The sequence below is a fragment of the Candidatus Clostridium helianthi genome (genome assembly GCF_045310795.1).
GTDB classification, from domain to species: domain Bacteria; phylum Bacillota; class Clostridia; order Clostridiales; family Clostridiaceae; genus Clostridium; species Clostridium helianthi.
Genome location: NZ_JBJIAB010000003.1, coordinates 1 through 20,476, shown reverse-complemented (window position 1 = coordinate 20,476; position 20,476 = coordinate 1). Strand labels below are relative to the sequence as shown.

15 protein-coding genes are annotated in these 20,476 nt (G+C 30.0%); 11 read left to right on the top strand and 4 right to left on the bottom strand.

The annotated features are described in order from the left end of the window. The first annotated feature begins 48 nt into the window (after positions 1 to 48). Positions 49 to 1,404 carry an APC family permease gene (locus ACJDTP_RS03190; RefSeq protein ID WP_077845108.1) on the top strand — a complete coding sequence of 452 codons (1,356 nt, stop codon included), beginning with the start codon at positions 49 to 51 and terminating at the stop codon, positions 1,402 to 1,404. A 94-nt stretch (positions 1,405 to 1,498) separates the two neighbouring features. Here the strand turns inward: ACJDTP_RS03190 and ACJDTP_RS03185 are convergent, their stop codons facing one another. Genes ACJDTP_RS03185 through ACJDTP_RS03175 form a run of 3 tightly spaced genes read right to left on the bottom strand, consistent with a single transcriptional unit; the run spans position 1,499 to position 4,444 of the window. Then, positions 1,499 to 2,473, bottom strand: coding sequence for an acyl-CoA dehydratase activase (locus ACJDTP_RS03185; RefSeq protein ID WP_077838782.1), 975 nt, complete (start codon positions 2,471 to 2,473; stop codon positions 1,499 to 1,501). Then, positions 2,461 to 3,552, bottom strand: a complete 1,092-nt coding sequence (locus ACJDTP_RS03180) for an acyl-CoA dehydratase activase-related protein (protein WP_077838781.1) — start codon at positions 3,550 to 3,552, stop codon at positions 2,461 to 2,463. The genes ACJDTP_RS03185 and ACJDTP_RS03180 overlap by 13 nt, the downstream gene beginning before the upstream one ends. Before the next feature lie 4 nt (positions 3,553 to 3,556). Then, complete coding sequence (locus ACJDTP_RS03175) at positions 3,557 to 4,444, bottom strand: acyl-CoA dehydratase activase-related protein (RefSeq protein WP_406760486.1); 888 nt, start codon at positions 4,442 to 4,444, stop codon at positions 3,557 to 3,559. Between the two features lie 316 nt (positions 4,445 to 4,760). On the opposite strand from ACJDTP_RS03175, the gene ACJDTP_RS03170 reads away from it, so the two are divergent. Further along, positions 4,761 to 5,714 carry a DMT family transporter gene (locus ACJDTP_RS03170; protein ID WP_077845110.1) on the top strand — a complete coding sequence of 318 codons (954 nt, stop codon included), beginning with the start codon at positions 4,761 to 4,763 and terminating at the stop codon, positions 5,712 to 5,714. 98 nt (positions 5,715 to 5,812) lie between these two features. Further along, on the top strand, positions 5,813 to 6,577 hold the full coding sequence (locus ACJDTP_RS03165; protein WP_077845111.1) for an N-acetylmuramoyl-L-alanine amidase family protein: 765 nt from the start codon (positions 5,813 to 5,815) through the stop codon (positions 6,575 to 6,577). A 151-nt stretch (positions 6,578 to 6,728) separates the two neighbouring features. On the opposite strand, the gene ACJDTP_RS03160 is transcribed toward ACJDTP_RS03165, so the two are convergent. Continuing rightward, positions 6,729 to 8,993 carry a glycoside hydrolase family 3 C-terminal domain-containing protein gene (locus ACJDTP_RS03160; protein WP_406760485.1) on the bottom strand — a complete coding sequence of 755 codons (2,265 nt, stop codon included), beginning with the start codon at positions 8,991 to 8,993 and terminating at the stop codon, positions 6,729 to 6,731. A gap of 188 nt (positions 8,994 to 9,181) precedes the next feature. On the opposite strand from ACJDTP_RS03160, the gene ACJDTP_RS03155 reads away from it, so the two are divergent. The 8 genes from ACJDTP_RS03155 (at position 9,182) to ACJDTP_RS03120 (ending at position 20,353) form a co-directional block, all read left to right on the top strand. Then, positions 9,182 to 9,967 (top strand): Cof-type HAD-IIB family hydrolase, encoded by a 786-nt coding sequence (locus ACJDTP_RS03155; protein ID WP_406760484.1) that lies wholly within the window; start codon positions 9,182 to 9,184, stop codon positions 9,965 to 9,967. Between the two features lie 679 nt (positions 9,968 to 10,646). Beyond that, entirely contained in the window at positions 10,647 to 11,000 is a 354-nt protein-coding gene (locus tag ACJDTP_RS03150; RefSeq protein WP_065418691.1) for a response regulator, read from the top strand. 24 nt (positions 11,001 to 11,024) lie between these two features. Next, positions 11,025 to 13,088: a chemotaxis protein CheW gene (locus tag ACJDTP_RS03145; RefSeq protein WP_406760483.1), complete on the top strand. Its 2,064-nt coding sequence runs from the start codon at positions 11,025 to 11,027 to the stop codon at positions 13,086 to 13,088. A 23-nt stretch (positions 13,089 to 13,111) separates the two neighbouring features. Continuing rightward, the gene (locus ACJDTP_RS03140; RefSeq protein ID WP_077838774.1) at positions 13,112 to 13,615 is read left to right on the top strand and encodes a chemotaxis protein CheW; all 504 of its coding nucleotides are present in this window, start codon (positions 13,112 to 13,114) and stop codon (positions 13,613 to 13,615) included. 84 nt (positions 13,616 to 13,699) lie between these two features. Beyond that, a complete protein-coding gene (locus ACJDTP_RS03135) occupies positions 13,700 to 16,594 on the top strand; it encodes a methyl-accepting chemotaxis protein (protein WP_406760482.1) in 2,895 nt (964 codons plus the stop codon). Positions 16,595 to 16,754: 160 nt separating this feature from the next. Further along, positions 16,755 to 18,284: an ATP-binding protein gene (locus ACJDTP_RS03130; RefSeq protein ID WP_406760481.1), complete on the top strand. Its 1,530-nt coding sequence runs from the start codon at positions 16,755 to 16,757 to the stop codon at positions 18,282 to 18,284. Between the two features lie 35 nt (positions 18,285 to 18,319). Further along, positions 18,320 to 18,721 carry a response regulator transcription factor gene (locus ACJDTP_RS03125; protein WP_017209005.1) on the top strand — a complete coding sequence of 134 codons (402 nt, stop codon included), beginning with the start codon at positions 18,320 to 18,322 and terminating at the stop codon, positions 18,719 to 18,721. A 291-nt stretch (positions 18,722 to 19,012) separates the two neighbouring features. After that, entirely contained in the window at positions 19,013 to 20,353 is a 1,341-nt protein-coding gene (locus tag ACJDTP_RS03120; protein WP_406760480.1) for an FAD-dependent oxidoreductase, read from the top strand. Positions 20,354 to 20,476: the final 123 nt, after the last annotated feature.

Genomic DNA, 20,476 nt, shown 5'->3' with positions numbered 1-20,476 from the left:
TTTAATATTATATATAAAAATTTAAAATTGAGTCAGGAGATGATTAGCATGAATGAGTCAACTCAAAAGAATAAAGAAAATGTTATTCCTAAAGGTTTAAAAAAAGAAATAGGACTTATTGAAGCTATTACTATAGTTATAGGGGTAGTTATAGGGTCAGGAATTTTCTTTAAGGCGTCAACAGTATTTAAAAATGCAGGGACACCAACTCTGGGAATAATGGCTTGGGTGATTGGTGGATGTATAACTATAGCTTCAGCTTTAACAGTTGCTGAAATTGCTGTAGCAATTCCTAAGACAGGTGGAGTCTTTGTTTATATTAAAGAATTATATAGTGAAAAATGGGCATTTTTGTTTGGTTGGATGCAGACTTTAATCTATGTGCCAGGGGTGGCAGCTGCATTATCAATAGTTTTTGTTACTCAAGCAACTTATTTTATTCCAGATCTAACACCAATGCTGCAGAAAATATTCGCTATATGCATTCTATTTTTTGTAATGGCTTTAAATGTTCTATCATCAAGACTTGGCGGGAAGGTACAAGTAATTTCTACAATTGGTAAGCTTGTTCCGATAATTTTTATTGTTATATTTGGATTAATAAATGGTACAGCTCATGATTTCTCGACTACGGTATTCTCATCAAATACATCAGGAGCAGCAGGATTTGGAGCTGCAATACTTGGTACTTTATGGGCCTATGACGGATGGATTAGCGTAGGAAATATGGCTGGGGAGCTTAAAAATCCAGAAAAAGATCTCCCAAAGTCAATAATAATGGGATTAATAGCAATAATAATAGTGTATATATTAATTAATGTAGCGATAATAAATATAATGCCAGTTAACGATGTAGTACTTTCTTCCAAGCCAGCTTCAGATGCAGCGGTAATATTGTTTGGAAATATGGGAGCGGCTTTAATCGCGGTAGGCATAATGATTTCTATTTTTGGAGCGCTAAATGGGTATCTAATGACAGGTGTTAGAATTCCTTTTGCTATGGCTCAGGATAATCTTTTCCCTTTTCCTAAATTTTTTGGGAAAATCAATGAAAAATTTGAGACTCCTATAAATACATTTGCTTTTGAAGTATTACTAGCAAGTTTATATGTATTAAGTGGATCTTTTGACAAACTTACAAACTTGGCTGTGTTTGTAATGTGGATATTTTTTGTTATGTGCGTATGTGGGATTTTTATATTGAGACGTAAACATAAAGAATTAAAAACTTCATACAAAGTTCCTTTATATCCAATTGTTCCATTGATAGGAATAGTTGGTGGGCTGTACATATTAATAAGTACTTTTATAACAGATTCATTAAATGCAATATATGGAATAGGAATAACTTTAATAGGTCTTCCAGTTTATTTTTATATAAGAAAAAAATATAAAAGAGATTAATATTATATCGCAATACAGACTAAGTAATTAAAATCAATTACTTAGTCTGTATTTTTTATCCTTAATTATGTAAGAAACAATTATGTTTTTATGATTAAGCACCTTTAGTAATATTTTCATTAATGGTATTGGTCCATTTTCCACAGCGGTCTCCAAAGCATCCTATTATTATACTATCATCTTCTATTCTTACAACTTCGCACCTATTAGAGCAGCCTTCACACTCAAAGCTAGTTGATATAAAACTAGAATCAGCAATATCAAAGCCTCTAAAGTTAGTAGCACCGGTCTTGTCAACAGTTTCTTTAGCAATAATTGCGGCACCTATGGCGCCCATAACATTATAATGTTCAGGAATGTATACTTCACATCCTAAAGCTTTTTCAAAAGATGCCTTCATACCTTTGTTAGCTGCTACACCACCTTGAAAGAATATTTTAGGGCATATTTCTTTTCCTTTCCCAATATCATTGAGATAATTTCTAACAAGGGCTTCACATAAGCCGTTTATAATATCAGGCTCATTATAACCAAGCTGTTGTTTGTGTATCATATCAGACTCGGCAAAAACTGCACATCTTCCAGCTATTCTTAGTGGAGTTGTTGATCTTAAAGCATAATCTCCAAACTCTTCTATTGGGATTCCTAATCTTTCAGCTTGCCTATCGAGGAAAGATCCAGTTCCAGCCGCACAGACGTTGTTCATCGCAAAGTCTATGGCAACTCCATCTTTTAATATTATTATTTTTGAATCCTGTCCTCCTATTTCCAAAATTGTCTTAACATCCTTATCTATAGCAAGTGCAGCACATGCGTGAGCTGTTATCTCGTTTTTTACTGCATCTGCTCCAAGGATAGATGATGCAATTTGCCTTCCACTACCTGTAGTGCCAACAGCTTTAATTTGTTCGTTCTTATATTTCTCTTTTAAGATTTTAAAACCTTCTTGAATTGCATTTATTGGCTTTCCTTTTGTTCTTAGATATAGTTTATCTACGACATTCAGATTATTATCTAAAAGAACAATGTCAGTACTTACTGAGCCAACATCAACACCTAAATAATACATTTTTGTTTTCTCCTTTCTAATAGATCTAGGAATGCTTCTATTCTTGTAATATACCCTGCTTCACCCGTCATTTCGTCAACCACAAGAGTTAAAATAGGAAAATTCTTATCTTTAGATATGGAAGGAAGCACAGCTTTGCAAACAATTTCTGGCATACATCCCATAGGAAATATTTGAATTGCACCATCAAATCCATCATGTGCAGCCATTACTGCTTCTCCAATGCATTCTCTTGCGTGTCCTCCAATATATAATGGAAGGTATTCTTTAGAAGCTTTTCGTATGTCTAAAGAATTCATTCCAACAACTGACATAATAGAATTTTTAGCCCACCAACTTGGAGTGAGTTTTCTTTGAGTTGAAACCCCATATTCCATAAGTTTATCCTCAATAAAAAGGTTTGAAAATGGCTCGATTATTGTATAGATTTCTCCTATTATTGCTACTTTTATTGGATTCCTATCACTACATATCTCTAGGGAATCTAGTCTTTTATCATATTTGTTTAGTATTTTTATCATCTCATTAGGACTATTACTATTTTCGGCATCAATTTTACACTTACTTAAGAGTTTTTTACATTCATTTTTATTTTTTTCATATCCTGCTAAGTAATGTGCCTTTGCCTCTATTTTATCTATTAGATTTAGAACTTTAAATCCTATACGTAATGCATTTAGCTTTTGCGGCATATTCTTATTGCTGCTAGATGAGATAGAAGATATCCTATTTAGAAATTCTTTTGGGCCTATTTCTGACGGTTTATCTAATACAATGAAATTCAAATTATGTCCCAATTTTTTTAGCGTGTTTATTTGGAGTTCGCAATATTCTCCATATCTGCAAGGTCCGCAGCTTCCAGTAATTATTATTGTATCTGCACCTTGTTCAATTCCCTGTATGTAATTTCCCATCATAAGTTTAAATGGGAGGCACATATCATCTGGAGAATACATAGATCCTATTTCTAATGATTTTTTACTATTGAATTCTGGAATTATATAGTCTATACCAAGAGTATCGAACACTGCCTTAGTAACCAGATATGTATTTCCTAAATGAGGCGTCATAATTTTCATAACATTACTTCCTTTCTAACATGTCGACAAAGGCTTCTATTCTTGTGTCAAATCCAGATTCTCCAGTATGTTCATCAACTTTTAATACTAAGAAAGGAAAATCTTTCACTTTTTGTTTTATAAGATCTATAACAACAGAATCAATACCACAGGCAAACGAAGATATGTATACTATACCGTTAATTTTTTTATTTTCTACTAAGTATGTAGATGCCCCATAAGCATTTTTTGCAAATGTCCAGAAAGGTCTTTTAAATAATTCAGTTGTTTTGTCAGCAATAGAGGCTTCGTCTATAAATTCTTCCGTTATAATACCAACACCTAATTTATTTAATTTTTTCACTAAGTTCATATTCACAAATTTATCATAAATATTGTAAGGATGGCCAATTAGAGCTGTATTTAATTTATATCCATCGCTTTTAATTCCTATTTCATATTCATCTTGTGCTATTAAAGCTTTATCATAAGCATCCCGAATTCTTTTTTTGTTTGTTGTTATTAAGCTTCCAGTTGAAACTATCCATTTATATAATTTTTCCTTTGACGTTGCATAAATAGGAACCATAGTAACTTTTGGCATATTGGGAATGCTATTTATAATCATTTCAGGTAAGCCGCAAAATTTTGGACAGATAAATTCATGTTCACTTAATTGCATAATTCTAGGGATAACCATTAAATCACATTTATCTTTTATTGCATTTACATGACCGTGAAAAATTTTAATAGGCAAACATGCTTCATTTACACAATTTTTTACGCCTTCATCTAGTATTGTTTTGTTTGTATCTGGTGATCTAACAATATCTGCACCAAGTTCAGAAAAGAACTTTTCAAGGAAAGCAGAATATTTGTAATTTAATAGTCCATTGGGAATTCCAACCTTCATATACATTTCACTCCTATAAAATTCATGCTCATTATTATATCTTTTTCAAAATTACTAGAATTATTCATAAAAATTGGATTAATCTATATTTTACTTTAAAGTTTTACATTAAATTATTAAAATACCACTTTAGCTAATATTAAAAACAAGAAAGTGCTTTTTAGATATATCTATATAAATTGTTGTAGATGGTATTTTTTTATAGTATACTTACTTGGAAATTTATATATTTAAGGGATCTATAATAACTTTTGGGTTCTTGACTTATTAAGTCCGTATTTTAAGATCTATGTACAAGGAAGGAAATGACATAAATATGAAAAATAAATCACATATAATTCCATACTTTACTGCTATAATAACTAATTTTATTTTTGGATTAAGCTTCTTGTTTTCGAAGCAAGCATTAAGTGTAGCTACACCAATAGAATTACTTTCGTTTAGATTCTTAGCAGCTTTGCTAATAATGACAATTTTGATATTTTTAAAAGTAATAAAGGTAAATTATAAAAATAAGCCTATGAAATGGCTTGTTATTTTGGCTGTTATAGAGCCCATAGTCTACTTTATATTTGAAACTTATGGAATTAAGAAAACATCTTCGTCTTTAGGTGGGCTTATGATTGCGCTTATACCTATAGTTGTAACAGTTTTAGCTGTATATTTATTAAAAGAAAAACCATCTGTTAAGCAAGTTATAAGCATAATACTTTCGGTATCTGGAGTAATACTGATAATTCTTATGGAAAATTCTAATGATGCAGGAGGGAGTACTCTATTAGGAATTATCCTTCTAGGAGGAGCTGTGTTTTCAGCTGCATTATTTAATATAATAGCAAGAAAAATATCACAACAATTTACAGCGATTGAAGTAACATACTTTATGATGCTTATTGGAGCTATATTTTTTAATATTGTTTCAATTACTAACCACGTAATAAATGGAAACTTATCAGAATATTTTATACCATTAAGAAGTATTAACTTTATAGTATCTATATTATATCTTGGAATATTATCTTCAGTTGTAGCATATTTTTTGGCTAATTATACGCTTTCTAAAATGGAAGCATCTAGATCAGCCGTATTTGCAAATATATCAACGATAGTATCTATTGCAGCTGGTGTACTTGTATTACATGAAAACTTCCAATTATACCATGTGATAGGATCAGTGATGATTCTAGCGGGTGTATGGGGAACCAATTATTATCAAAAAAAGCTTAATTCAGAAGAGTTTACATCAACTGTTGGTTCTTTTGAACAATAAGCTATATGAATGCATTAGTCTTCCTTCTTAACGAATTAAAATTTCCAAATTTTTCTTTAATTATGTAAAGAATTCTGGTAATATTTACTAGAGAGGGGATGAGAAAGTTGGATAATTTTAAGGTGAAATTAGTTACTTTCGTAATTGGTTTCGCAATAGTGTCAAGTTTGGCTCCGGCAATACGTGTACAAGCATCAACATTAACGCAAAGCACTTTAAGCAACCAGGCAATGACTGCTATAGCTAATCTTGATAAAAAGAAAAAGACAATAGTGGTTGATCCAGGTCATAACTACGGTGGTGATCTAGGTGCTGTATCTACAATTAAAGGCATAACTTATAAAGAAGTAGATTTAAATATGCAGGTTGCATCTAAGTTAAAAACGGAATTAGAGAAAAGAGGATATAATGTTGTAATGACTAGATATCCTAAGGAAGTACAAACGATAGGGACCAATCAGAGTCTTAAAGATAGAATTACAATTGCCAATACAGCAAATGCAAGTTTATTTGTAAGTATACACCATAATGCTGTAAAGGATGCTCCAGACGCAAAAGGGGTAGAAGTTTATTATAGTTCGGCAGAGCAAAGTCAAAATTTTAAAGGTGGGGTATCTCCTAACAAGTTAACGATAAGTAAGAACGTAGCAACAGTTATTGATAACAATATTGTTAAGAAGTTTAATTTTAATGATAGAGGTGCAAAGGATAGCAGACTATTTATAAAAAGCACAAATATGCCATCAGTAATTGTAGAAGCAGGATTTATAACTAACGAGGAAGAGGCGAAAAGGTGTTCAGACCCAGTGAGTCAACAAAAATTAGCAGAAAACATTGCTGAATCTATAAAAACTGTTATATAAATATAATAATGAAAATAAAGAACATGTTTTTGTACTAAGTTGATAAATACTTATATGAAACATGTTCTTTTTAATGTGGATACACTGATCTATATTTTTCAGCTATATTGTTGTAATTTTATTTTGAATTATCAATGAAGATATTCTATAATTAAGCTTCATTTGCAGAATATAAAAGATCATTCAGCATTTTTTCGGTGAATGTTCCATTACTTAATGTAGTGAATCTTCCTATAGGAATGTTTTTAAAGTAATTTATAAGTTTTTCTTGCGCATTTGTATCAGAAGTTATTGATTGAGCGGCGCTGCTTAATAAAGGTTCTACAATTGCCTTAGTTTTTGGATTAATGAGAAACTCTTGTGCGAGTGTATCTCTAGTATAATTAGTTTTAGGTAGATATGGTGACTGAACATAAATGTTTTTAGATAAAGGAATATCTCTAGAAGATTTACCAATTAAAATTTCATAAGGACCGCTTTCAATTACCCAGTTATTTGTGTTTATATCATAGTGAGAAAAATCTTTTGTATCAATCAAAAAACTCACCTGTTTTTCTTCATCTGGAAAAAGAGATACTTTTGTAAAGGCTTTTAATTCTTTTTCAGGTCTTAAAATGTTACTATCAGTATTTTTTATATATAACTGCACAATTTCTTTACCAAAATATTTTCCAGTATTTTTTACTTTAAGTTTAATTTCTAATGTATCATTATCAGTTAATATATCTTTATCAAGAGTTAAGCTGCTATATTTAAAAGTAGTATAGGACAATCCGAATCCAAAAGGAAATTCAACATTCATATTTTTTTTATCATAATATCTATAGCCTACAAAAAGCCCTTCTTTATACTGTAAATTATTTTCGGAATCTATATAATCTAAATATGTTGGAGTGTCTGACAATTGTATAGGAAAAGTAGTTGGTAATTTACCAGATGGATTAGCGATGCCAAATAGGATTTCTGCAAGAGCACCTCCACTTGCTTGTCCTGGAAGCCATGTTTCTAAAATAGAATCAGCATATTTGGCCCAAGATGATATAGTAACTGGAGATCCATTGCTAAGTACTACAATTAAATTTTTCTGGACTTTACCTATTTCCTTAATTAATTTCACTTGATCAGTGGGGAGATCTAGATTTACCTTGTCAGTATATTCTTTATCATAATATTCTGGAGTTCCTGCAAATAATATAACTATATCTGCGGTACGTGCAGTTTTTCTTGCCTCTGCAAGAAGTGTATTATTATCATCTCCTGAATTTTTAGAGATATTATAACCTTTTTCATAATATATTTTGACTGAACTTCCGACGAGTTTTATTATCTCATCATAGGCATTTTCAGACATTATAGGTATGACATTAGAATTACCATCACCCTGATATCTTGTTTCTTTTGCATATTCTCCAATTATAGCTAATTTCCTATTTTTTAACCTATCTTTTTTTAAAGGTAAAAGATTACGTTTATTTTTCAAAAGGACAATGCTATCTTCAGCAACTTTTCTTGCTAAATCATTATGTTTTTCTTTGTCATAAATATTGCATTCACATTCTTTCACAGGTTTAATAACTTTAGATATAGTATTTAATATATCTTCAATAGCATTATCAAGGATTGATGAATCTAAAGTGCCACTAAGTACAGCTTCTATAATTTGTTTTGTATTATTAGGTGAGTTTGGAAATTCTAAATCTAATCCAGCCTGTAATGAATTTATTATTGAATTTACTGCATATAAGTCTGATAAAACTAATCCGTTAAAATTCCATTTATTTCTTAAAATATCAATTAACAAATAGTCATTTTCGGCACAAGGTATTCCATTTATTTTATTGTAAGCAACCATTACAGCGAAGGGATTAGAATTTTTTATTACCCGTTCAAAGTTTGATAAATAAATTTCATTTAAAGTTTGTTCATCAATTATGTTATTAATATTTTGTCTATGTGATTCCTGGTTATTTCCAATGTAATATTTAACACATGCTCCGATACCTTCACTTTGGATTCCATTTATAAAAGCTGCACCCATTTCACCACTTAGAACTGGATCTTCTGAAAAATATTGAAAATTTCTTCCACTTAATGGAGAACGTTGAATATTTACAGCAGGACCAAAGAGAATATTAACATTTTCAGCTAAGCATTCTTCACCAATAGCTTTTCCGACAGAATAAGCAAGATTAACATCCCAAGTTGCGGCCAAGGCAGTAGGCGTAGGAAAACATGTAGCTGGAACAGGATCATAAGAATCACAGTTTTTTTTTGATAATCCATAGGGACCATTCGCAAAAGTTATTGAAGGAATTCCGAATCTTCCAATTTCTTTAGTTTCCCAAAGGTTTTTTCCGGAACAGAGAGATGCTTTTTCTTCTAAGGTCATTTCATTTATTAATTTCTTTATATCCACTCAGATACCACCTTATCTTTCTTAATAGTATTAATTTATACATTTGAAATTAAATTGCAACATATTTTAAGGAAAATTTAGCTCTCATTATTATATATTTAAAGTAAATAATATATATTACCTTTTACTTCTTTTGTTATTAATGTATGATATAGTTGTGAATGTAATTGTTTTTTAAGGAGGTAAGAATGGAAAAGAAGGCAGTTTTTTTCGATATAGATGGAACACTATATAATCGTGAAGTTGGTGTTCCAAAGAGCGCAATAGAAGGTATTAGGCAGTTAAGGGAGAATGGTCATCTTGCTTTTATATCAACTGGAAGGGCAAGAGCAATGATTTCACAAGATCTAATTGATATTGGGTTTGATGGAATACTCGCATCTTGTGGTTGTTATGTAGAATATGATGGAAACGTAGTTTATAACATAGATTTGGAAAAGCAAATAGCTGATAATGCAATAAGTGTTTTAAAAAATAATAAAGTATTTTGTATTCTAGAAGGGCAAGATTATTTATATATGGATGAAGATGAATTTATAGATGATAAAAGATCTTCAATAATGATGTTTAAAAATAAATATAGGGAAAAAATAAAGCCAATAACAGGAAATGAACATAGTTTCAATAAAATTACATGTAGAACATATGAGAATAGTAATTTTAAAGAAGCATATTCAATAATAGAAAAGGATTTTGACTGCATATGCCATAGTTCAGAATTTATTGAATTAGTACCAAAAGGATTTTCTAAGGTAAAGGGAATAGAGGAGATTATAAAGCGTTTAGAAATTGATATTGAAAATACATATGCATTTGGTGATAGTTTAAATGATATAGATATGTTGAAATATGTTAAATATGGAGTTGCAATGGGAAACAGTAGTCCAGAGATTCTTGATGTTGTAAAATATAAAACAGATAATATTGAGAATGATGGTATTTATAAAGGATTAAAACAGTTTAAATTAATATAGCAGGATAATTACTAATTGAATAAGATGTTGAAATAGTGTTACTAGTAATTTTAGCAGTGCCAATATAAATTATATATTTTGCAATGTATATATATACGTTGTAAAAATAATTCTTCATCACAATTCTAAAAATATTGCAAGAATTTCAGCCGTAATTGTGAATTGTGAAATGTACATTGTGAATTACAACATATATATATATTTATTTAGAATTAAAATATAAGTAAAATTAGTTGAGAGTTATAAGACTAATATAAACAACTATCCAATTAGAGAGCAATTGGATAGTTGTTTTATTATTTATACTGGCTTATTTCACACTTTATGTTTAATTTGATAAAAAGTAATATTATGCTAAAAAAATATTGTAAATATGAAACATAGGTATAGTAAGAATATACAAATATACTTAATTTTTAGAACAAACAGACAGAATAATACAAGCATTGACTTTTAAAGATAAATCATTTAAATTATAATCAGATAGTTGTTTACATAATACAACCAATTTATGCAAGTATTTCACCTATAAACGTTTGCAAATAAAATATGCTTGCAATTATTTTTAATATAATTTATAAAGGGCTATTATTTAAATAGATTGGAAGGATTATGTAGTAATATAGATTGAAATATTATTATCTTAATAAAGTTATGATGAAACGGGAGGGTATTATTTATGAAAAGAATACTTGTAGTTGATGATGCTGCATTTATGAGGTTATCTTTAAAAACAATGCTTGAAAAAAATGGTTATGAAGTTGTTGGGGAAGCAGAAAATGGCCGTAAAGCTGTTGAAATGTATAAAATGCTAAACCCTGAAATTGTAACAATGGATATTACGATGCCTGATATGGATGGCATTGAGGCATTAACTGAAATAATGAAATTTGATTCAAAGGCTAAAGTAATTATGTTAAGTGCTATGGGGCAAGAAACAAAAATTAGGGAAGCTGTAATTCAAGGTGCTAAAGGTTTCGTAGTAAAACCATTTAAAGAAGATTATCTTGTTAAAGCATTAAGCAAGTTTTAAAAGTGTTTACTAAGGAGGACAAGCATGGATACTAGAGAACCGATGCTAGAAATGTTTATATTTGAAACGTTGGATATGATAGAACAACTTCAGCAACTCATTATTGACGGTGAAAAGAATGATAGACTAGAAACAGAAGCTATAAACGAAATATTTAGAATAATGCACACAATCAAAGGTTCTTCTGGGATGATGATGTTTGATAACATTTCTAATCTTTCTCATACTATAGAAGATTTATTCTATTTTATTAGAGAATCAAAGCCTGAGAAAATAGATTATTCAAAGCTTACAGATTTAGTTTTAGAAGGAAGCGATTTAATAAAAATAGAAACAGAAAAAATAAATAATGATAAAGAAGCAGATGGAGATTTTACTTTATTTATAGAAAAAGTTAAGGGGTTTTTAAAACTCCTTAAAACATGCGATGAAAATTCAGAAGATTCAGGAAATGGCGGGTCTGATGAATTAGTAAGTGAGGAAGATGTGGAACAAAAATATTACTTAAGCACTGATAGGGTAAATTCGAACCTTAATTTATTTAGTGCTACTTTATTTTTTGATGAAGAATGTGATATGGAGAATATAAGATGCTTTACTGTTGTGCATCAGCTTAAAGAAATTTCTGAAGTTTCATATTATTATCCTGAGGATATTATTGAAAATAATGATACGTGTGAAATTATAAAGAAGCAGGGATTTAAAATATTTTTCAAGACAAATCAAAGTATTGAGGATATTAGAACACTTTTGATGGAAAATGCTTTTTTGAATAATGTTGATATAAACAAATTTTATAGCGAAATTGAATTCAGTGAGCAATTTAGTGAAAAGAATGAAAAGCCACAAGAAGATATTATCAAATCAATTAATAATATAGTTAATGATACAAATGGCAGTGAGAAAGTGGCTTCTAAAAGCTTATCGTATAAACAAAGTTTAATTAGCGTAGATGTGAAAAAATTAGACAAATTAATGGATTTAGTGGGGGAGTTAGTTATTTCAGAAGCAATGGTAACTAAGAATCCAGAAATATCTGAATTGCAATTGGATAGTTTTAATAAGGCAGCGAGGCAGCATAGAAAAAGACTTTCTGATCTTCAAGATGTTGTTATGTCAATAAGAATGGTGTCACTTGCTCCTACATTAACCAAAATGAATAGAATAGTTAGGGATATGTGTAAAAAGTTGAATAAGGAAGTGGAGCTTGAAATAATAGGACAAGAGACAGAAGTAGATAAAAATATAATTGAACATATAGGTGATCCATTAATGCATATAGTAAGAAATTCAATGGACCATGGAATAGAAACCAAAGAAGAGAGGCTAGCAAATGGGAAACCTTCAATTGGAAAAATAACTATTGAGGCTAAAAACACTGGTGGAGAAGTTTGGATTATCATAAAAGATAATGGTAAAGGCCTTAATAAAGATAAGATATTAAAAAAGGCAAAAGATAATGGACTACTAAAAGTAAAGGAAAACGATTTGACTGATAGAGATATATATTCAATGATTTTTCTACCTGGATTTTCAACTAAGGAAAACGTTACAGAATTCTCAGGACGTGGAGTTGGAATGGATGTGGTTACAAAGGAGATTGAAAAAATTAGGGGGATTGTAACAGTTGATAGTATACCTGGTGAAGAAACAACAACTTCTATAAAAATTCCATTAACTCTTGCGATCATTGATGGTATGACAATAAAGGTAGGAAAATCAGCTTTTACTATTCCTGTTACTTCAATAAGGCAATCATTCATTATCAAAAAGGAAGATATTATAAGAGATATAGATAATAATGAAATGATATTAATAAGAGGAGAATGTTATTCTATACTAAAGCTTCATGAGTTCTATAATATAAAAACTAATGTAGTAAATATAGAAGATGGTATTGTAATTATGGTTGAAGATCAAGGGAAAGCAAAATGTATTTTTGCAGATGAACTTATTGGAGAGCAACAAGTTGTTATTAAGGCACTTCCAGAATATATAAAAAAGGTTAAAGCAATAAGTGGTTGTTCATTACTAGGAGATGCAACTATAAGCTTAATATTAGATATATCTGAAATTGTTAACTTATAAAATTGCGTTATGGGAGGATTAGAATGTCAGATTTACTAGATGTAACAATTGAAAATCAAGAAGATACTCAAAAGGACAAATACCTGATTTTTTCGATTGGCCAAGAGTGCTATGGAATTGATATTAAATATGTAATAGAAATAATAGGAGTCGAGCCGATAACAGAGGTGCCTGAATTACCTAAGTATATTAAAGGTGTAATAAACCTAAGAGGAAAAATAATACCAGTAATGGATGTTAGGATTAAATTGAAAAAAGAGGAGAAAGAATATGATGATAGGACATGCATTATTGTAGTTGAAATTGAAAATATAGATATTGGTTTGATAATAGATAAAGTTATAGAGGTTGCAAATATTGATGAAAGTAATATTTCTCCTCCTCCAAAGGTAAATTTGGAGAGATATAATTCAAATAGTTATATAAAGGGTATTGGAAAGATTCAGAATGAAGTAAGACTTCTTATAGATTGTAATAGGCTTTTAGAAGATGATGAAATAGAAGAATTAAATAAAGGAGAAGTTTAATAATTACAAAAAAATATAGGATTGTATTAAGTTTAAATTAAATTACGTGCAGATAAAATTTAAAGAAGATGAGAGGTAAAGAATATGAAGTGGTTTTTGAATTTAAAGATAAGGGGTAAAATTTTAACGGCGTTTTTAGGAATTGTTATATTAATGGGAATTGTAGGATCGGTGGGGATTTTTAATTTACAAAAAATCAGTAAATTAGATAGTGATCTATACGAAGACAACACAAAAGCTATTAGTTTTGCCAGTACTATACAAGTAAATTTACAAAAAAATAAAGTATTGTGTAGAACTTTGTTAATTGAAACTGATACATATAAAAATAATGAAAGTAAGAACATAATATCTAAAAATGATGAAGAAATAGATAAAGCTATGGAATCTCTTAAGCTCACCCTTAAAGATCAGGAATCAGTTAATGAATATAATAATTTAAAAGTAAATATGGATAAATACAGACCACTTAGAGATAAATTTATTGATTTGGCGGTACAAAATAAGGATACGGAGGCTGTAGGTATCATGAATGGTGATGCAGGCATATTCTCTAGTAATATTGATAATTCGGCTACCAAACTTATTGAGCTAAAAGAGGCAGAAGGTAAAGTGAAGGCTGACACTAATTCAAAAGCTGCGAGTAGTGCAATTATTATAATGCTTGTAGTGATTTCTATAGGAATAGTTATTGCATTAGTATCTGGAATAATAATATCAGGATTAATTAGTAGGCCAATAAATAAGGTATTAACTATTCTTGGGGAAATGAGTAAAGGGCATCTTGGTGAACGAGTAGACATATCAACTAACGATGAAATAGGACAAATGGCTAAAGTTATGGACTCGTTTTCTAACACATTACAGAATGATGTTATAGGGGCTATGAATAAAATAGCTAAAGGTAACATGGATATTAATATAGTTGCGAAAGATGAAAAAGATGAAATATCTCCTGCATTAAATAAGGTAGTAGAGAATGTAAGAATGCTGGTGACAGATGTAAATATGTTATCAAATTCGGCAATAGAAGGAAGGTTTGAAACAAGAGCCGATTCAGGAAAACATGAAGGAGATTTCAGAAAAGTAATAGATGGAGTAAATGGAACTTTAGATACTGTAGTAGATAAGGCTGTTTGGTATGAGGCTATTATAGATGCTATACCTTTCCCAATTCATGTTACAGACAATGATATGAATTGGACGTATATGAACAAGTCATTTGAAAATTTAATGATTAATCAAGGTGTCATTAGAGATCGAAAATCTGGTTACGGGTTGGCGTGTAGTCATGCAGGGGCTAATATATGTAATACTGAAAAATGTGGTATAAAACAGCTTCATAAGGGAAAATCAGAAAGTTTCTTTGAATGGTGTGGCATGAGCAATAAGCAAGATACGTCTTATTTAAAGAATAAAAATGGTGAGAATGTAGGATATGTGGAAGTCGTAACTGATTTAACACCTATTATTAGGGTAAGCGATTATACAAAGGGTGAAGTTAAGAGACTTGAGGGAAATCTAAAGCTTTTGGCATGTGGAAATACTAATTTTGACTTAAAAATTAAAGAAGCAGATCAATTTACTGATGAAGTTAGCAGACAATTTGAAGGAATATCTAATAGTTTAAAAGATGTTAAGAGTGCGATAGATAATCTTATATCTGATGCCAAAATGCTATCAAATGCTGCGGTAGAAGGGAAATTGGATATAAGAGCAGATGAAACAAAACACAGTGGAGACTTTAAACAGGTTGTAGAGGGTATAAATCAACTGATTGGAGCTATGGTAGAACCAATTAAGGAAGTTACAAGTGTTATGAGTGAAATATCTAAAGGGAACCTTGATGTTCCAGTAAGTGAAAATTATAAAGGAGAGTTCGGAATTCTAGCTAAAGCTGTTAATGAGACCGAAGATGGATTAAAACGTGTTGTTGGAGAGATCTCTGATATAATAGGGCAAATTTCACAAGGTAATCTCAATATTGAAAATGTAAAAGAGTTTCATGGTAATTTTAATAGCATATCAGCTTCTCTAAATACAATAATAGATTCATTAAATTCAGTTCTTAGTGAAATAAATAATGTGTCAGAACAAGTTTATACAGGTGCGAGCCAGGTTTCAGACGGTAGCCAGTTATTATCACAGGGAGCTACAGAGCAAGCAAGTGCGATAGAACAATTGACATCTTCAATAACCGAAATTGCAGCACAAACTAAGGAAAATGCTTTTAATGCGAATCAGGCTAAGGAATTAGCTCTTGAAGTAAAAGTAAATGCAGAACAAGGAAGTAGGCATATGAATGAAATGCTTAAATCTATGAGTGAAATAAATGAATCTTCAGCCAATATTTCAAAAATTATAAAGGTAATAGATGAAATAGCATTTCAGACCAATATACTTGCGCTAAATGCAGCAGTTGAGGCTGCAAGGGCAGGACAACATGGAAAAGGCTTTGCAGTAGTTGCTGAAGAAGTTAGGAATCTAGCAGCTAGGAGTGCAAATGCAGCGAAAGAAACAACAGCACTTATTGAAGGGTCTATAAAGAAATCTGAAAATGGAACTGAAATTGCTAATAACACAGCAAAAGCCTTATACGAAATAGTTGATGGAGTATCTAAAGCAGCGACTCTTGTATCAGAAATAGCAGCATCTTCAGATGAACAGGCTACTGGAATATCACAAGTAAATTTAGGAATAGAGCAAGTATCACAAGTTGTTCAAACAAACTCAGCAACGGCAGAAGAAAGTGCGGCAGCTAGTGAGGAACTTTCAAGTCAATCAGAACTGCTTAAAGATTTAGTATCTAGTTTTAAACTTAAAAATGATAGTTTGAAAGGGAGAGCAATTAAAAATAGTAAAAACTATATATTGAAACAATCATATTATATGGGAGATAATTCGTTAGATAAAGAAGTGGCAGTTACTTCAAATAAAAAAAGAATAAAACTAAGTGATAGTGAATTTGGTAAATACTAATCTACAAAGATAAAGGTAGGAAGAGAAAATTAAGAGAAATTTTTGTTTTGCTTCCTACCTTAATTATATAGAATGAGATAAGATAAGCGGTTTATTCCTCTAAAATAAGGATAGTATTAACAGGAGTTAATATATCTAAAGGGAAAGGTTGGGGAATATTGTGGGGAATGAAAGAGAAAATGTGTATAAGTTTGACCGAGCACTGACAAAAGAGGAGCTTTTCAAACTTAAAGAAGCAGCAGAGGCAGCTAATAGAGCTAAAAGTGAGTTTCTAGCAAATATGAGTCACGAAATAAGAACTCCATTGAATGGAATAATAGGCATGACAGATTTGACGCTTTCAACTAATCTTACAGAAGAGCAGAAAGAAAATCTGAGTATTGTAAAAAGTTGTGCTCATTCGTTATTATCATTAATAAATAATATTTTAGATTTGTCAAAAATTGAAGCAGAGAAAGTCTTGATTGAGAATGTGAATTTTAATATACAAGTTCTTATTAAAAATGTAATATATACTAACTTGCCAAAGGCTAATGAAAAGTATATACAACTTCACTATACGATTGATGAGAATATTCCGCAAGTTTTAGTTGGAGATGTATATAGACTTGAGCAAGTATTAAACAATTTAGTTTCTAATGCTGTAAAATTCACAGAATCTGGATTTGTAATTATAAAAGTAAGAAAGATAAACAAAAGTAAAAATGAATATGAAATTCAGTTTGTGGTCGAAGATGTAGGGATTGGAATTAGCAGAGATGAGATGAAACACCTTTTTAAGAGTTTTAGTCAGGTTGATGGATCTATAACAAGAAAATATGGAGGAACGGGACTTGGACTTTCTATCTCCAAAAAACTTGTAGAATTAATGGGTGGGAATATAGAAGTAGAGAGTGAAAAAGGAGTTGGAAGTAAATTTTACTTTGCTATTAAATTAGAAAAGGCAATGGATGATATTGGAGAATTAGATCATCAAAGAATAAATGATGAAAATTCTAAGAGTGAAAAAATTCTCGTAGTAGAAGATGATAAGATCAATCAGATAGTGATTAAAAAAGTGTTGAAAGAGCTGGGATATATTAATATAAAGATTGCATCAAATGGAGTTGAAGCTTTGAAATTTATTGAAAATTACAGATTTGATTTAATTCTAATGGATGTACAATTGCCTGAATTAGATGGAAGTGAAACTGTTAGGATAATTAGAAAAAATGAAATAAAAACAGGAGGGCATATTCCTATTGTAGCGATGACGGCCTATGCTTTGAAGGGAGATCGAGAAAGATTTTTATCACAAGGCATGGATGACTATATTTCAAAACCAATAGATATAAATAAACTTAAAAAAATTTTGGAAAGGACTCTAAAGAACATCGACTTAGAGGCAAAAAGCACCATTCAACTATTCTTAAGAAATACTACATATAATAATAATTTTATTATAGTTGATAAAGAGATTAAGGAGACGTTGTTAAAATGGTTATATAGCATGGAGAGATATTTTATTAAAGAAAAAACGCTAGAAGATTACATTAAGATTGAAAATATAGCTCATGAAATAAAAGAATATTGTGAAGAAAATAGTTTGAATAATATTAAGATTTTAGCATTTAAAATTGAACTTGCGGCAAGAAAGAAAGATGAGTTGGGAATTAAAAATAACTACGAGAAAATTACAAATAGTTTATAAGTTTTATACCATATATTTTATAAGGGGGCTTAATAGTGAAAATTTTAATAGTAGAAGATGATCTTTCAAGTAGAAAGCTTTTGTTTAAATTTATGTCCAAGTATGGTGAGTGTGATATTACACTTGATGGAATGGAAGGATTAGATGCATATCTAATTGCATTAGACGAAGGCGAACCTTATGATTTAGTGTGCTTAGATATAATGATGCCAAAGGTAGATGGAGTAAAGGTTCTAAAGACCATTCGAGAAATAGAAAAGCAAAAAAATATTGAGAATAATAAAAAAGTTAAAATAATAATGACAACAGCTCTAAATGATGCGGACTTAGTCAAAAGTATTTTTAACAATGGTTGTGAAGTATATGCGACAAAGCCTATTGATATAAAAAAAATGGATCTTGTAATGGAAAAATTGAACTTTAAAAAGATAGAATAAGGTTTTAAGTGCATTAAGTATATTATTCAGTGGGAAGTATAAAATATATCATAAACAGATAATTAATAATATATATGTTTCAATGATAAATCTGCATACTAAAACTTTTATAACAGTAAGTGATAGCTAATTACAGAATGTAGAGAGTTAATTGTAAAATAGATATCAGAGAATAATTGTATTTTTGAAGAAAAATTCTTTATTTTTTTTGAATAAAGATATATAATATTATTAGTTAATAATTATTATTTATAAGTAAAAATTATCAAAAAGATTTCAGGAGGATATGATATGAAGGTTATTGTAATTGGATGCACACATGCAGGAACAGCTGCTATTGTTAATTTAAAGGAATTATACCCAGATAGTGATGTCGTAGTTTATGAAAGAAACGATAATATATCATTTCTATCTTGTGGAATTGCGTTAAGTATAGGCGGAATAGTTACTGAAACAGAAAAGTTATTTTATAATTCGCCAGATAATTTGAGCTCTTTAGGAGTTAAAACAAAGATGAAACATGACGTTTTAGATATTGACTTTGATAATAAAATTGTTAAAGTTAAGAATTTAGAAAATGGTGAAATATTTGAAGACAGTTATGAAAAGCTAGTTTTAACATTAGGGTCTTGGCCAATAATACCTAAGTTTGAAGGCGGAAATTTACAAAATATTTTATTATGTAAGAACTATAATCATGCGAAAGAAATTGAAGCTAGACGCAGTGATGCAAAGAATGTAGTTGTAATTGGTGGCGGATACATTGGTGTGGAACTTGCAGAAGCTTTCAAAATTCAGAATAAAAATGTTACATTAATAGATGCTGAAGAGAGAATAATGTCTAAGTACTTGGACAAAGAATTTACTGATATTGCAGAAAAGGAATTTAGAGATCATGGAATAAACCTAGTTTTAGGGGAAAAAGTTAAATTGTTCAAGGGAGATAATGATAAAGTTTCACATGTAGTAACTGATAATAATGAATATGAGGCAGACTTAGTTATATTATGTATTGGGTTTGCACCAAGCACTGCTCTTGTAAAAGGTAAATTGGAGACACTTCAAAATGGTGCAATTATGATTGATGAATATATGCAAACAAGTAGAAAAAATGTATTTGCAGCAGGAGATTGCTGTGTTGTTAAGTTCAATCCGGCTGATGATACACGATATATACCTTTGGCAACAAATGCAGTGAGAATGGGAACTTTAATTGCTCATAATATAGTTGAACCTAAATTAAAGTATATGGGAACACAAGGCACATCAGGAATTAAGATATATGAAAAATGCATTGCATCTACAGGATTAACTGAAGAAGTTGCAAAAAATACAACATCATTTAATGTAGGAGCAGTTTCTGTTACGGATAACTATAGACCAGAGTTTATGCCTACTTACGAAGAAGCATTATTAAAATTAGTTTATGATAAAGACAGTAGAAGAATACTTGGAGGTCAAATAATTTCAAATTTAGATTTAACACAATTTATGAACACATTATCAGTAGTAATTCAAAATAAAATGACTATAGAAGAACTTGCAATGACAGATTTTTTCTTCCAACCACATTTTAATAAACCTTGGAGTTTACTAAATATAGCTGCTTTGCAGGCATTAAAAAATATATAATAAAAATTCTTATAATAGGTGTTAAATAAAAAAATCATTAGCCATATAAAATGTACCCTTTGTCAAGGACAATTTAAAAAAAGATAGACTAATTTAAAAGATGATTTCTGTATTTAACGGGAG